Genomic DNA, 14,845 nt, shown 5'->3' with positions numbered 1-14,845 from the left:
CCCTAGTTTTTACACATGGATTTTCAGACAAAAAATAGGCTGGAAAATACCAGCCTATTCATTATTTTATCTGTAAAGGCATCATATTAAAGCGATACACTATCACCAAAGTACTCAGCTAGGTACTGTTCGAAGCTGATAGCGTCGCCTTGCTCCACATCTTTTTGGCGCGACAAACTCGCTGCACTTTCATCAATGAAAGCTTGCTCAGAGAACACATCATAGTCGCCGTTGGCAAACAGTTCTTTGTTTTGCGCAGCAATGGAAAGACCAACTTTACCAATACTTTCGTTCGCAATGATCTGCTTGAGAAGACGTGCTGACAGCGTTTTGTCTGGGTCTTCAAACCAGCTCGACAGCTCACGGCATACTGACTGGTACTTGTCTCCGCCGTAAGCGTTATCCATCAACACTGCCAACTCGGACAAGTCTGCAAACACGCGTTTGCCCCATTCAGCTTGTGTCAGTTGCTCACCTTCACAACCAATTTGAAGGGTCAATCCAGGCTTGCGACCTTCCAGAACAATCTTATTCCAGTTCTCACGCCAGCAGTGAAGTTCACAATCCGTCATAGGCTCTGACTCAGAGAGCACACTCCACGTCAGGAACAAGTCGAGGAAGTAAGCCTGGGTTTCATCAATACCAGTTGGGCTGAAAGGGTTAACATCCAATGAGCGAACTTCAATGTACTCGACGCCGCCTCGCTCAAGAGCTTCAGACGGTTTTTCACCACTTTTCGCCACACGCTTCGGACGAATGGGAGCATAGAGCTCATTTTCAATCTGCAGCACATTGGCATTTAGCTGACGATAACCCGCCTCATCTTTCACGCCCATTTTTGCGAAATCTGCTGACGGTGTACCAATCGCAGCGCGCACGCCTTGAAGATATTCGTCAAGGCTATTAAAGCCGATTTTCAGGCCACTTTGCGCACTGTTGGTGTACCCTAAATCGCTCAAACGCAGTGAGGTTGCGAAAGGCAAATAACACGTGCCTTGGCCGATGGTTTTGAAATCCAGTGAGGAATCGGTTTTCTTGATGAAGGAGCCACACAATGCTGGTGACGCACCGAACAGGTAAGGGATCATCCAACCAAAGCGGTAGTAATTTCGGATCAAACCAAAGTAGGCATCAGAGATTGATTCTTGACGCGCATACGGAGTTTGATCGCCAAACAACTGCTGCCAGAAACTGCTGGAGAACGAAAAGTTGAAATGCACACCTGAGATGATCTGCATCACGCTACCATAGCGATGCTTCAAGCCTTGACGGTACAAGGTTTTCATTCGTCCTACGTTTGAAGAGCCGTACTGGGCAAGCGTAATATCATCCTCTTGCGCCACGTAACACGGCATCGACAACGGCCACAATGACTCATTGTCCATTGCGCGATAGGTAAACTGATGGATGTCTTTCAACTGAGTCAGCATTTCAGGCACTGAATGGCTTACTGGTGTAATAAACTCCAATAACTGCTCAGCAAAGTCAGTGGTAATCCATTTATGGGTTAGGGCTGACCCTAACGCTTGAGGATGAGCGGCAGACGACAAGGTACCTTTTGGCGTAATACGCAGGGCTTCACGCTCCACGCCTCGGCCAATACCTTTTAGCGCTTCCGGATGTTCAGAAAACGCCGCCAACCTTTGGGAAAAACTAGTCAAGGCTGTACTCGTTTATAATTTTAAACAGTAAGATGGCTAAGCATAATCACTCTTTTCTGCAAAAGCCATCTCACTCTTTTTTAACTTTGCCTAACTATCTGTAAAAAGTTATTCAATTCTCAATCAATAAACGTTTCACAGGCAGCCCCAATGCTTTTAACGACGGCTCAAGCGACGTGGCATCCCCCACAATGATCACTTGATAGTCGTCTGGCATGAACCATTTTTGCGACAGTGCGTTCAAGGTTTCTGAGCTAACAGCTTCGATGATCGCTTTTTGCTGCGCTTTGTAATCAGACGGCAAATCATGACGCATGATGTTGGCAATAAGACCGGCTTTGTCACCCGGTGTTTCATAACTCAACGCATCTTTTTGTCCAACAGCCAGACGAAGGAATGCCAGCTCATCATCTGTGATGCCATTGGTTGCCATATTACTGAGCTCTTTGCGCATTTCTTTGACAGTATCAACCGTGCTGTCAGCACGAACTTGGGCCTGAAAAACAATACGTCCCGAGTTATCACCACCAATCACATAACCGCCAGCACCATAGGTATAGCCTTTATCTTCACGCAAATTGAGGTTCAATCGCGAATTGAAGTTGCCTGCCAGATTAAAGTTCGCCAACTGAGTTTTGAACATCTCACCGGTTGCATCATACGGCATAGCGTGGCGCACCATTTGCACCACACTCTGCGGCGCACCTGGCTTATCCACTAACCAGATTTGCGGCTTGGTATAGTGCTTTAATGCCGCTTTTTCAGGCGAGCTTGCCACTTTACCTTTCCAGCGATTAAGGCCATTTATCTTGGAAAGCAGTGTCTGCTTATCAACGTCCCCAACGACAATCAATCGGGCTTTATCTGGCGTATAGTGGTTCGCGTAAAATGCTTTCACATCGTCTAACGTTAAATTATTCAGCGTTTCTTTTGTTCCCTCCGCTGGCAATACATGCCAAGGGTCGCTGTACAACACTTCACGTCGCGCCTGTCCTGCCTGCCATTGCGGCGTTTGATGGCTGAACTGAATACCTTCCAATGTTTGCGCCTTCAAACGATCGAAATCTTCCTGACTAAAACGCGGGTTGAACAACATATCACCCGCAATCATCAAGGTTTCGCGCAGGTTTTTGGTCAGTGAAGATACGCTGACCGTGGTGCCTTTTGCCGACGCGCTAATGCTGACTGACGAGCCCAAGCGATCCAGCTCAGCGGCAATCTGCTCGCTGGTTTGGTTGGTGGTGCCTTCAGCAATAAGATCCGCCGTCAAAGACGCCAGACCATTCTTCCCTTGAGGCTCCATCAAGCTACCCGCAGGAATGATAAGATGCATGGCGACGGTTGGTGTTTCGTCTGACACGGCCCCCGTAATCTCGATACCGTTACCGAGTTTAGAGTGATACAACTCAGGCACTTTCACCGTAACGGCACCGTTTGGTGACGGTACGACACTTCTGTCAAAGGTTTCTGGCGTTTCACGCATGGCGGTTTTTTGGGGTGCCTTTTCGTCACGCACTGCGCGAACAGGCGTGAAGTTTTGTACGTCCGCCTCAAGTAATTTCTTTCCTAACGGCACGACAGACACATTCACTGACGGTTTGTGCCAAATGTATTCATCAAATGCCTGCTCAACATCTTCTGTTGATACGGCATCGAGTTCCTTCAGCCATTTGTCCAAACGATCGGGTTCGCCATAGAAGGTTTCATTCGCGGCTAACTGGGCCACTTTACCGTGCACACTCTGCAAGCCAAATACAGCACCCGCCTCAGCACTGCCTTTCACCTGCTCAAGATCGTCTTGTTTGATGCCACGAACCTTGAGGGCATCGAGCACTTTCATCACATCCTGACGAATATCTGTCAGATCTTCACCTTGATTACCTAACACATAAAGTTGGAAGTTACAGGCAAGCTCACCACAGTCTTGGTAGGCACTGGCACTCAATACTTTGCCAGGTTTCACTAGGTCTTGGTAAAGCAGGCTATTTCGACCCTGCCCTAAAACAGAGGCCAACATATCCAGCGACAATCGTGCCTCCGCGTCGGGATATTCGGTCGGCCAGCTCATCACCAACATCGGTTGCTGTATTTTGTCTTCAATCGTGACAAAACGATCGGCATCAATCGTCACGGGCCACTTGTCCGCTTTTTGCACATCAGGACCTTTTGGAATGTCACCGAAGTACTTTTCAACCCATTCGAGTGTTTGCGGTACATTGATGTCGCCACCAATAGTCAAGGTGGCATTGTTCGGCCCGTACCAACGTAAGAAAAAGTTTTTCAGATCGCCCACATCAACACTGTTGAGATCGTCAACGTAACCAATGGTTGGCCAGCTATACGGATGCTGAGGCGGGTACAAGGTCGCCGCCAGCGTTTCTTGCACCAAACCATACGGTCGGTTATCAAAGTTCTGCGCTCGCTCGTTTTTCACCGTGTCGCGTTGAATTTCAAACTTGCGCTGAGACACAGCATTGAGCAAAAAGCCCATGCGATCCGACTCAAGCCACAGCATTTTTTCTAGCTCGTTAGCCGGAACCGTCTCGTAGTAATTGGTACGATCGCGATTGGTAGTACCGTTCACACTGCCGCCCGACTCAGTGACCATTTTAAAGTGTTGCTGATCACCTACATGCTCAGATCCTTGAAACATCATGTGTTCAAAGAAGTGTGCGAAGCCTGACTTACCCGGAACCTCCCGCGCAGAGCCAACGTGATACGTGACATCCACATGAACCAGAGGATCGGATTTGTCTGGGTGCAATATAACGGTCAGTCCGTTATCCAATGTATATTTCTGATAAGGAATGGCAGGGCCGTTACCCGCTGCCTTGTGCTCTTCAACGAAGGTAACGCCTTCAGGAAGCGTCATGGTGGTGGAGGCTTGATAAACTCCGCATCCGGACAGTCCTAACGCAACTGCCGTGAGTAAAATATAACGCACACGCTATCCTTCAATTTTCAATGACAACACGAGAGGACATAGACCGTCCCGCGTTGTTTTTACTTTATTTATCCCCAAACAACCTGAAAATGCAGGATTCAGCCCGCCCAAAGGGAGGCCTTCAATGCGCCCACTTCATCGTTAAATTCTTCGGAAATAGAATGACTATTCCTCGCGAAGTTCGCCTCACATTGAACGCATTGATAACCGCTGAATGCGAGCAGTATCAGTTCATTTGGGGATACGTTACAAACTGAGTAGTCCGCGCGTGATCAGGGCGAGCAATAGGTATCTCAAACCCTTTCCAAACGCAATCAGCAACCAGCACCAACGCTGCTTAAGACGAAGCCAGCCTGCCGCCAGACACAAGGGGTCACCAATAATCGGTAACCAACTCAGCAATAATGTCCAATAGCCATACTTTTGAAGCCAGCTAATGGCCTTTTGACCGTGTTTTTGCGATAGGGTTCGCTCTGGAATAAATCGGCCAATCCAATAGTTGGTCATGCCGCCTAGCGTATTTCCTAACGTTGCCACCAAAACCAGCATTGCTATGCCGTAGCTGCTCTCTTTTAGCAAGAAGATCAGATTCGCTTCTGATCCCCCCGGTAACAACGTGGCACTGAGAAACCCTGTTGAAAACAGAACCCACAGTGCCGAATCACCACTAATCCAATCCAACGTCTGTCACCCGCACATCAATCACATCCATACCGGCGGCATCGGCGGCGTCTAAACCAAACTCAGCATCTTCAAAAACCAAACATTTAGCAGGAGCAACATTGAGAAGCTCTGCGCAGCGTAAGAAGGTATCAGGTGCGGGCTTGTGAGCCTCAACATGCTCAGCACCTACAATCACGTCAAACAGATCGAACAAACCGGCTTTTTTTAGCATGTCTGTGGCAAGCCCAGACAAGGTACCAGTCCCCACTGCCATCGGTTTCTTTCCCGCGTAACGGCGAGCAACGTCGGCAAACGGCAACACTTCCACAGACTGATCAAGCAGGCTAACAAAGTGTTCTGTCTTACGCGCTGCTAGTACTTTAGGGTCTAAATCTAGCCCAAATTCCTCTACCACAGATGTTGCTGTGACCAATGTTGGGCTACCAAAACGGGTTAAATACCACGTTTCATCAACTTCAAAACCAAAATCTGACGCGGTCTTTTGCCAAGCACCAAAGTGGCCCGGCATGGAATCAATCAAGGTTCCATCCATATCAAAAATCAACGCGTCATATTGGTCATAACGACTCATTCAGGCATCTCCAGCAGAATTTTGCCGCGGGTGCGGCCAGTTTGAATATCTACGTGCGCTTGAACGCCCTGCTCAAGCGGGTAGGTTTTGGTAATTTCTATATGCAATGTTTTCGTTTCAATCGAAGCCAAGAGCGCATCGAGTTGCAGTGTGTTGGGTTGGACCAGCATACCTTGAGCACTAATGCCCTTCGCTTCAGCCGCTTCAATAATGCGCGGCGCAGTGATGGTAGGCACGGTGACAACACGGCCGCCATTTTTGACACAGGCAAGAGCCGCTTCCCCAACATCGCCACCCATAAGATCAATCAACACATCCACATCGCGCAATTGCTTCTCTAAAGCACTTTCGGTGTAGTCGAGTGCCGTCGCACCCAGTGAAGACACAAACGCAGTATTTACCGAAGAGACACTGGCAAACACCGTCGCCCCTTTGGCTTTAGCCAGTTGGATACCGATATGGCCAACACCGCCGGAACCAGCAAGAATCAGCACACGGTCTCCCGACTCGACATTCGCCAGCTCCAGTGCTTGCAATGCTGTTAATCCCGCAACGGGCAGACAAGCAGCTTGCTGGAAAGATACCGCGTCAGGAATACGTGTTAAAGCAGAAACATCAGCAAGGAGATGCTGGCCATAACCACCACCTTCAACGATACGCCCGACGACACGGTCGCCCGCGTTAAATACTCCACTGTCTAACACGACCGTGCCAGCTGCATCAAAACCGGGCACCCAAGGTAAGCTGTCTTTAATTTTCTCCGCTCCCCACCCGAGTCCGGCGCGTGTTTTGGCATCAATAGGATTAACGCCAGCAAACGCCACTTTCACCAAAACTTGATTTTCAGTTGGTGTGGGAACAGAAGTGTGTTGAAGCTTGAGAGTTTCTGGGCCACCAAATGCGGTGATCGCCAGTTGAAGGTTTTGAGACATACCTGTCGTCCTTACTTGCTCTGTCAGTGACGAACAGTGTTAATAAAAAAGGCGGAAGACTCAATGCCTTCCGCCTGTTTATTTTCGTTTCTGCTTAGTTAGCCAACCAGAGCCAAGAGAACACCGGCTGCAACGGCTGAGCCCAATACACCTGCAACGTTTGGCCCCATCGCGTGCATCAACAGGAAGTTTTGAGAATTCGCCTCAAGACCTACTTTGTTCACCACACGTGCGGCCATCGGTACTGCCGATACACCAGCGGCACCAATTAGCGGGTTAATGGCATCTTTGCTGAACTTATTCAGAATCTTCGCCATCAGAACACCTGCACCGGTACCGATGCTGAATGCAACCGCACCCAGAACCAGAATGCCCAAGGTTTCAAACTGCAGGAATTCATTGGCCTGAAGCTTAGAACCTACCGCCAGTCCCAAGAAGATGGTCACGATGTTGATCAACTCGTTTTGTGCCGTATTCGACAGACGGTCAACCACACCACTTTCGCGCATCAGGTTACCCAGACAGAACATACCTACCAACGGTGTTGCTGAAGGCAGGAACAGAATCGCCATCATCAGCACAGCCAGTGGGAAGATGATCTTCTCAGTTTTCGAGACATGACGGAGCTGGTCCATCTTGATCTTACGCTCTTCCGGCGTTGTCAGTGCTTTCATGATTGGCGGCTGGATAATAGGTACCAGAGCCATGTAGCTGTATGCCGCAACGGCAATCGCACCCAGTAGATCCGGTGACAATCGGCTCGCCAGGAAGATCGCTGTCGGTCCGTCTGCACCGCCGATGATCGCGATGGACGCAGCATCAGCCAATGTGAAGTCCATACCCGGGATCAAGTTCAGCATAATTGCACCAAATAAGGTGGCGAAAATACCAAACTGTGCCGCTGCACCTAACAGCAGAGTACGAGGATTAGCAATCAAGGCACCAAAGTCCGTCATTGCCCCCACGCCCATAAATATCAGGAGCGGGAAAATACCGGATTCAATACCCACGTAGTAGATGTAGTAAAGCACTCCACCTGGCTCAGTGAAGCCCGCATTCGGGATATTTGCCAACACTGCGCCAAAACCAATCGGCAGCAACAGCAAGGGCTCAAAGCCCTTGCGAATTGCTAAGAAAAGCAGCACACAGCCGACGGTGATCATCACCAGCTGGCCAAAGTCAAAATTTGCCAGACCTGTTTCAGACCAGAGGATCAATAAACCTTCCATGTTTACCCTCTTACGCTAGGCTCATCAGTGGTGAACCTACAGTGACCGAATCACCCTCTTTCACCATGACATCTTGAACCACACCAGAGCGAGCAGCACGGACTTCCGTTTCCATCTTCATCGCTTCAAGGATAAGCAGTACATCGCCTTCCTGAACCTCGTTGCCTTGTTTAGCAACCACTTTGAAAATGTTACCCGCCAATGGTGCTGCAACCGCTTCAGCAGTACCCGCAGTTGGAGCTGGCGCAGGCGCAGAAGTTTGCGTTGCCGCAGCTGGCGTAACAGATGCCAGCTCGCCTTGAGGGCCAACCACTACGTCGTATACCTGACCATTCACCTGAACGCTGTACGCTTCTGTTGCGCATGCTGCTGGAGCAGGAGCTGCAGCGGCTTGAGCAACTGGCGCAGGCTCAGTGCCAGGTACTGGCTCGAACGCATCTGGGTTGCCACGGTTTTTCAGGAACTTCAGACCCACTTGTGGGAACAAAGAGTACGTCAGCACATCATCTACCTGAGCTTCCGCCAGCAAGATGCCTTCTTCTTTCGACTTCGCGATCAGCTCGTCAGTCAAAATGTGCAACTCAGGCTTCAGTAGATCCGCAGGACGACACGTGATGGGTTCACCACCATCAAGCACACGCGCTTGCAGTTCTTTGTTGACCTCGGTAGGTGCTGCGCCGTATTCACCTTTCAGCACGCCAGCTGTTTCTTTGGTGATGCTCTTATAACGCTCACCAGTCAATACGTTGATAACCGCTTGGGTTCCGACGATTTGTGACGTAGGGGTTACCAGTGGAATGAAACCCAGATCTTCACGAACGCGTGGGATCTCAAGCAGAACTTCATCCATGCGATCTGCCGCGCCTTGCTCTTTTAGCTGGCCTTCCATATTGGTCAGCATACCGCCTGGTACTTGAGCAATCAGGATGCGCGAGTCGATGCCTTTCAACTGACCTTCGAACTTCGCGTATTTCTTACGTACTTCACGGAAGTAAGCGGCGATTGGCTCAAGCTTCTCAAGCTCCAAGCCTGTATCACGCTCAGTGCCTTGCAGCATTGCAACCACCGTTTCGGTTGGCGTATGGCCGTAGGTCTGGCTCATAGAAGAAATTGCGGTATCCAGAATATCAATACCCGCTTCTACTGCTTTCACAGCAGTCGCTGTAGAAAGACCCGTGGTCGCGTGACAGTGCAGTGCCAGAGGAATATCTGTAGACGCTTTAATGCGAGAGATCAGCTCTTCCGCTTCATACGGCTTGAGCAGACCAGACATGTCTTTAATACACAGAGAGTGACAGCCAAGGTCTTCAAGACGCTTCGCCAAATCGGTCCATGTTTCTAGGGTATGGTAAGGGCTGGTGGTGTAAGAAAGTGTACCCTGAGCATGGGCGCCAACTTTAACGGTCGCTTTTACAGCACGTTCAAAGTTACGAACGTCGTTCATCGCATCAAAGATACGGAACACGTCCATACCATTGGCGTGTGCTCGCTCAACAAACTTATCAACGACGTCATCGGCGTAGTGACGGTATCCCAACAAGTTTTGGCCGCGCAGCAGCATTTGCATTGGGGTTTTAGGCATGGCCTTTTTCAATTCGCGCAGACGAACCCACGGATCTTCACCCAGAAAACGAATACATGAATCAAACGTTGCTCCGCCCCACGTTTCCAATGACCAGTAGCCAATATCATCCAACGCTGCGGCGATCGGTAACATGTCATCAAGGCGCATACGAGTTGCGAATAAAGATTGGTGCGCATCGCGCAAGACAACATCTGTTATAGCGAGTGGCTTAGACATACGACATAACTCCTTGTAATTGTATGTTTCGCATCAGCTAACGCTGGCGACTACGGTATTTGTGCACTGCAGCAGAAATTGCTGCGATAGTTTCCCCCGGAATTTGCCCGCTCGCGTTGCTAGAAGGCGTTGTTGTCGAGGCAGTTTGAGGCGGCAGTTCTTCAGGGACAAGCTTGGACATCAGTTTGACCAAGCCAATCAAAATGGTGAGAAAAATGAAAACGACCGCCATGCCTGTAGCCATGAGTGCGGCAGCTTGCTGGAGTGTACTTCCCAGATCCATATAGTTGCTTCCTTTGCATCCTACTGACAAAACATAAAGCCAGTCAGTCCCGTCAATCTCGAAAATTGAGTGTCACTTTTATTAGAGATTTTACTTATTCAATTAAGTAGGTGGTCAAAATACTAACAAATGGCAATGATGACAATCCTGTAATGTTCACCAATTGCGCCATTTTCGGCCTCTGACGCAATAAAAATACGCAGTTGTTGCCATTATGTTAATTCTCGATTGAAGAATGGCTACTGAATTTGTTGCCAAAAAAACATGCTGAAAATTAGTGATTTATCGATATATCTGTATGGTTTTTTGCGGTTTATGCGAAAGGAAAAGACTGAGTTAGGGGGAAAACACAGAAAAGAATTGGGCTATAGAAGCTAGGAATGAAAAAGATATGGAAAATTATTCTTTAGATCTGCATGAACATGCAAAAAGAAGAAATGGCGCGACCGGGAGGATTCGAACCTCCGACCGCCTGGTTCGTAGCCAGGTACTCTATCCAGCTGAGCTACGGTCGCGCAGGCATGATTGAAATAGGTATCAATCAGGTTTTGAAAGTGAAGATGGCGCGCTCGGGAGGATTCGAACCTCCGACCGCCTGGTTCGTAGCCAGGTACTCTATCCAGCTGAGCTACGAGCGCGCAGGGTATCACTTCATGCATCATCCGGATGCTAAGTGCTTCGTCGGAAACGGAGCTTCGTCCTTGGAAAGGCTATTGCCTTAAAGAGGTCACAGATAAGAATGGCGCGACCGGGAGGATTCGAACCTCCGACCGCCTGGTTCGTAGCCAGGTACTCTATCCAGCTGAGCTACGGTCGCACATCTTACTTGCTAATGGCGGTGAAGGAGGGATTCGAACCCTCGATACGGCTATAAACCGTATACTCCCTTAGCAGGGGAGCGCCTTCAGCCTCTCGGCCACCTCACCGCACAAATCATGGCGCGCTCGGGAGGATTCGAACCTCCGACCGCCTGGTTCGTAGCCAGGTACTCTATCCAGCTGAGCTACGAGCGCGCAACAATTCGGTTGCATTTCCTGACGCTATCAGGAAATAAAAATAATGGCGCGACCGGGAGGATTCGAACCTCCGACCGCCTGGTTCGTAGCCAGGTACTCTATCCAGCTGAGCTACGGTCGCGCAGTGCAAGAATGGCGGTGAAGGAGGGATTCGAACCCTCGATACGGCTATAAACCGTATACTCCCTTAGCAGGGGAGCGCCTTCAGCCTCTCGGCCACCTCACCGTCTTGCGGAGGCACATATTACTGTGACCCGAAAATATGTCAAACACTTTATCCTGAAAAAATCACTTTCATGATGCGTTTGCACACTTCTCCGCCATTTCACGATATGGCAGCATAAAAAACCCGCTAATTGCGTTTTAAATGAACAGCCTATCTTTAACAAAAAGGCCGATCAAAAATCGGCCTTAAGTAAATCACATTGCACTTAATTTAGAAGTTGCCGCCAGTTGGAGCTGGGTTGCCCTTCTCTGCTTGTATGCGCATGTAGATTTCTTCACGGTGTACAGAAACCTCTTTTGGTGCATTTACACCAATACGTACTTGGTTGCCTTTAACGCCCAGTACAGTCACGGTAACTTCATCACCAATCATCAGCGTTTCACCTACGCGACGAGTCAAAATCAGCATTCTTCTACTCCTTGAGTAATTACAACTTTCTTTTCGTTGAGTCTGTTTGGTCTTCTTACTGCACGAAGTAAACTCATACGGCAGCTTAAGCTCCGAGATGGACGTTCAACTACTTTCCTTCCTTGCGAGCATCCTTTTGTCAGACACGTCCTTCAATCAATCGTGTCTGTCTGGTTTTTCAATATGGCTTATTTCTTTGGCCAACTCCAGTTTGCCAATGAGATTTTGCACATAGAATCCAGACATTGTGACCCCTGTGCCCAGAAGATCACGTAGTCAGATACTGCGAGGTAAGAAAAGTTCATCCTACCGGCGCAAAAAAATCTGGTGAATTTGGCTCCAAAAAAGCCTCACACACATTAAGGCGATGCACTATACAGAGTTCAAAAAAAAGTGCAAAGAATAAACTTAACAAACAAAAAAAACGAAAAAAGGCTTCCAGAGGAAGCCTTTCTTTACGTATTGTTTTCTTAACGTTTTTTATTACAAACGTTCAGTCAACCAAGGTGCAACAGTCTCCATCGCAGCTGGTAACGCAGCAACGTCTGTACCGCCAGCCTGAGCCATGTCAGGACGACCACCACCTTTACCGCCAACTTGCTGTGCAACCATGTTTACAAGCTCACCGGCTTTCACGCTGCCCGTCAGGTCTTTAGTTACCCCTGCAATCAAGCTAACTTTGTCGTCAGCAACATTGCTCAGGAACACCACACCGCTGCCCATTTGGTTTTTCAGATCGTCAACCATGGTACGCAGTGCTTTGCTGTCAGCACCGTTCAGTGCGCTGATCAGGACCTTAACGCCGTTAATCTCTTTAACGTTGTTAATCAAGCTTGCGCTCTCTTGTGCCGCCAGTTTCTCTTTCAGCAGTTGGATCTCTTTTTCCAGTGCTTTGGCACGGTTTTGAGAATCCGATACTTTCTGAGCAAACTCTTGCTGCTGACGGTAGAACGCGTCTTCTGCGCCCTGACCGGTTACCGCTTCGATACGACGTACGCCTGCTGCGATACCGCCTTCAGATACGATTTTCAGCATACCGATGTCACCGGTACGGTTTGCGTGAGTACCGCCACACAGTTCGATAGAGAAGTCACCCATGGTCAGAACACGCACGTTGTCGTCGTACTTCTCACCAAACAGAGCCATCGCGCCTTTTGCTTTCGCAGACTCGATATCCATGATTTCAGTGCTTACCGCGTGGTTACGACGAATTTCTTCGTTAACCATCTTCTCAACTGCGCGCAGCTCTTCTGGCTTCACCGCTTCTAGGTGAGAGAAGTCAAAACGCAGGCCTTCAGCGCGAACCAAAGAACCTTTCTGTTGAACATGTTCACCCAGAACAAGACGCAGTGCTTCGTGCAGAAGGTGCGTCGCTGAGTGGTTCAGCGCAATGGCTTGACGACGCTCCGCGTTTACATTCGCTTCTACGTTGTCGCCAACACTCAAGGTACCGTCAACCAGCTTACCGCGATGGCCGATAGCCGCGCCGTATTTCTGGGTATCGATAACTTCAAACTTGCCTGCGTCTGTCATCAGGAAGCCTGCGTCGCCGCACTGACCGCCTGACTCTGCATAGAATGGCGTTTGATCCAGAATGATAACCGCTTCGTCAGCTGTCGCCAGCGTCTCAGATGCCATGCCATCAACGAAGATGTCTGTAATTAGACCCTTGCCTTCAGTCGCACCGTAACCGGTGAATTCAGAATCGCCTTCCACTTTGATCACTGAGTTGTAGTCAGTACCAAACTGGCCAGCTTCACGCGCACGCTGACGCTGTGCTTCCATCGCCGCTTCAAAGCCTTCTTCGTCGATAGAGAAGCCGCGCTCACGCGCAACGTCGTTCGTTAAGTCAGCCGGGAAGCCATAGGTGTCGTACAGTTTGAATACGGTCTCGCCGTCCAGTACATCACCGTCCATTGCTTCCAGCGCGTCATTCAGGATCGTCATACCACGGTCCAGCGTACGACCGAAGTTTTCTTCTTCGATCTTCAGCACTTTCTCAACCAGTGCTTGTTGCTTCTTCATCTCTTCGCCAGCAGTGCCCATGATCTCAGCCAGAGGACCTACAAGCTTGTAGAAGAATGCACCGTTAGCACCCAGTTTGTTACCGTGACGTACTGCACGACGAATAATACGACGCAGAACGTAGCCACGGCCTTCGTTTGACGGCATTACGCCATCAACGATCAAGAATGCACATGAACGAATGTGATCAGCCACAACGCGCAGAGATTGGTTAGACAGGTCGTCGTAGCCAATCACTTCCGCTGCTGCTTTGATCAGCGTTTGGAAGATGTCGATTTCGTAGTTTGAGTGAACGCCCTGCATGATTGCGGCAATACGCTCAATACCCATACCGGTATCAACAGACGGTTTAGGCAGTGGTTCCATCGTGCCATCAGCATGACGGTTGTACTGCATGAATACGTTGTTCCAGATCTCGATGAAACGGTCGCCATCTTCTTCTGGTGAACCCGGAGGGCCACCCCAGATGTGGTCGCCGTGATCGTAGAAAATTTCAGTACATGGACCGCAAGGACCAGTGTCACCCATTTGCCAGAAGTTATCTGACTCATAAGGCTTACCGCCTTTCTTATCACCAATGCGAACGATACGCTCAGCAGGGATACCCACTTTTTCGTTCCAAAGCGCGAACGCCTCGTCATCGGTTTCGTAGACGGTAACCATCAAACGGTCTTTTGGCAGTTTCAGCGTTTCCGTCAGAAACTCCCACGCGTATGCGATAGCGTCTTCCTTGAAGTAGTCACCAAAGCTGAAGTTACCCAGCATTTCAAAGAAAGTGTGGTGACGGGCAGTGAAACCTACGTTTTCCAGGTCATTATGCTTACCACCAGCGCGCACGCAGCGTTGCGCAGTCGTCGCACGCGTATAGGCGCGCTTCTCTAGGCCAAGGAAGCAATCTTTAAACTGGTTCATACCTGCGTTTGTGAACAACAGCGTTGGGTCGTTTGCAGGCACGAGCGATGAGCTAGGCACGATTGTGTGCCCTTTGCTTTCAAAGAATTCGAGATACGCAGTGCGGATCTCGTCGGTGCTCATGTACATTGTCTAATCCTGAAATTGGAGTTG

General features: G+C 49.4%; 10 protein-coding genes and 7 tRNA genes. All 17 read right to left on the bottom strand.

Annotation, left to right across the window (positions count from 1 at the left end; genetic code table 11):
• Nucleotides 1-86 precede the first annotated feature (86 nt).
• Nucleotides 87-1,640, bottom strand: coding sequence for a glutamate--cysteine ligase (gshA, locus tag LRP49_RS17570; protein ID WP_274143635.1), 1,554 nt, complete (start codon nt 1,638-1,640; stop codon nt 87-89).
• 133 nt (nt 1,641-1,773) lie between these two features.
• Entirely contained in the window at nt 1,774-4,605 is a 2,832-nt protein-coding gene (locus LRP49_RS17565; protein ID WP_274143605.1) for a M16 family metallopeptidase, read from the bottom strand.
• Nucleotides 4,606-4,851: 246 nt separating this feature from the next.
• Entirely contained in the window at nt 4,852-5,286 is a 435-nt protein-coding gene (locus LRP49_RS17560) for a YqaA family protein (protein WP_274143604.1), read from the bottom strand.
• On the bottom strand, nt 5,273-5,860 hold the full coding sequence (gene yqaB / locus LRP49_RS17555; RefSeq protein ID WP_274143603.1) for a fructose-1-phosphate/6-phosphogluconate phosphatase: 588 nt from the start codon (nt 5,858-5,860) through the stop codon (nt 5,273-5,275). The genes LRP49_RS17560 and yqaB overlap by 14 nt, the downstream gene beginning before the upstream one ends.
• On the bottom strand, nt 5,857-6,792 hold the full coding sequence (locus LRP49_RS17550; RefSeq protein ID WP_274143602.1) for an NADP-dependent oxidoreductase: 936 nt from the start codon (nt 6,790-6,792) through the stop codon (nt 5,857-5,859). The genes yqaB and LRP49_RS17550 overlap by 4 nt, the downstream gene beginning before the upstream one ends.
• Nucleotides 6,793-6,890: 98 nt before the next feature.
• Nucleotides 6,891-8,021: a sodium ion-translocating decarboxylase subunit beta gene (locus LRP49_RS17545; RefSeq protein ID WP_274143601.1), complete on the bottom strand. Its 1,131-nt coding sequence runs from the start codon at nt 8,019-8,021 to the stop codon at nt 6,891-6,893.
• 10 nt (nt 8,022-8,031) lie between these two features.
• Complete coding sequence (gene oadA, locus LRP49_RS17540; RefSeq protein WP_274143600.1) at nt 8,032-9,822, bottom strand: sodium-extruding oxaloacetate decarboxylase subunit alpha; 1,791 nt, start codon at nt 9,820-9,822, stop codon at nt 8,032-8,034.
• Between the two features lie 37 nt (nt 9,823-9,859).
• Complete coding sequence (locus LRP49_RS17535; RefSeq protein ID WP_274143599.1) at nt 9,860-10,105, bottom strand: oxaloacetate decarboxylase subunit gamma; 246 nt, start codon at nt 10,103-10,105, stop codon at nt 9,860-9,862.
• A gap of 438 nt (nt 10,106-10,543) precedes the next feature.
• Nucleotides 10,544-10,620: transfer RNA gene (locus LRP49_RS17530), tRNA-Arg, on the bottom strand.
• A gap of 46 nt (nt 10,621-10,666) precedes the next feature.
• A tRNA-Arg gene (locus LRP49_RS17525) sits at nt 10,667-10,743 on the bottom strand.
• 102 nt (nt 10,744-10,845) lie between these two features.
• Nucleotides 10,846-10,922, bottom strand: a tRNA-Arg gene (locus LRP49_RS17520).
• A gap of 16 nt (nt 10,923-10,938) precedes the next feature.
• Nucleotides 10,939-11,031 (bottom strand) — tRNA-Ser (locus LRP49_RS17515).
• Nucleotides 11,032-11,041: 10 nt separating this feature from the next.
• Nucleotides 11,042-11,118: transfer RNA gene (locus LRP49_RS17510), tRNA-Arg, on the bottom strand.
• A gap of 47 nt (nt 11,119-11,165) precedes the next feature.
• A tRNA-Arg gene (locus LRP49_RS17505) sits at nt 11,166-11,242 on the bottom strand.
• A gap of 12 nt (nt 11,243-11,254) precedes the next feature.
• Nucleotides 11,255-11,347: transfer RNA gene (locus tag LRP49_RS17500), tRNA-Ser, on the bottom strand.
• Nucleotides 11,348-11,557: 210 nt separating this feature from the next.
• Nucleotides 11,558-11,755, bottom strand: a complete 198-nt coding sequence (gene csrA / locus LRP49_RS17495) for a carbon storage regulator CsrA (RefSeq protein ID WP_002537591.1) — start codon at nt 11,753-11,755, stop codon at nt 11,558-11,560.
• A gap of 483 nt (nt 11,756-12,238) precedes the next feature.
• Nucleotides 12,239-14,821 (bottom strand): alanine--tRNA ligase, encoded by a 2,583-nt coding sequence (alaS, locus tag LRP49_RS17490; RefSeq protein ID WP_274143598.1) that lies wholly within the window; start codon nt 14,819-14,821, stop codon nt 12,239-12,241.
• Between the last annotated feature and the right edge of the window lie 24 nt (nt 14,822-14,845).

It is taken from the genome of Enterovibrio qingdaonensis (genome assembly GCF_028683135.1).
GTDB classification, from domain to species: domain Bacteria; phylum Pseudomonadota; class Gammaproteobacteria; order Enterobacterales; family Vibrionaceae; genus Enterovibrio; species Enterovibrio qingdaonensis.
Note: the sequence above shows the minus strand (reverse complement) of the source record. Positions and strands in the feature narration are given on the sequence as shown.

Excerpts from the sequence above, each read along its gene's own strand:
- yqaB (WP_274143603.1), bottom strand. The coding sequence starts at position 5,860 with ATGAGTCGTTATGACCAATATGACGCGTTGATTTTTGATATGGATGGA.
- LRP49_RS17550 (WP_274143602.1), bottom strand. The coding sequence starts at position 6,792 with ATGTCTCAAAACCTTCAACTGGCGATCACCGCATTTGGTGGCCCAGAA.
- LRP49_RS17545 (WP_274143601.1), bottom strand. The coding sequence starts at position 8,021 with ATGGAAGGTTTATTGATCCTCTGGTCTGAAACAGGTCTGGCAAATTTT.
- oadA (WP_274143600.1), bottom strand. The coding sequence starts at position 9,822 with ATGTCTAAGCCACTCGCTATAACAGATGTTGTCTTGCGCGATGCGCAC.
- LRP49_RS17535 (WP_274143599.1), bottom strand. The coding sequence starts at position 10,105 with ATGGATCTGGGAAGTACACTCCAGCAAGCTGCCGCACTCATGGCTACA.
- csrA (WP_002537591.1), bottom strand. The coding sequence starts at position 11,755 with ATGCTGATTTTGACTCGTCGCGTAGGTGAAACGCTGATGATTGGTGAT.
- alaS (WP_274143598.1), bottom strand. The coding sequence starts at position 14,821 with ATGTACATGAGCACCGACGAGATCCGCACTGCGTATCTCGAATTCTTT.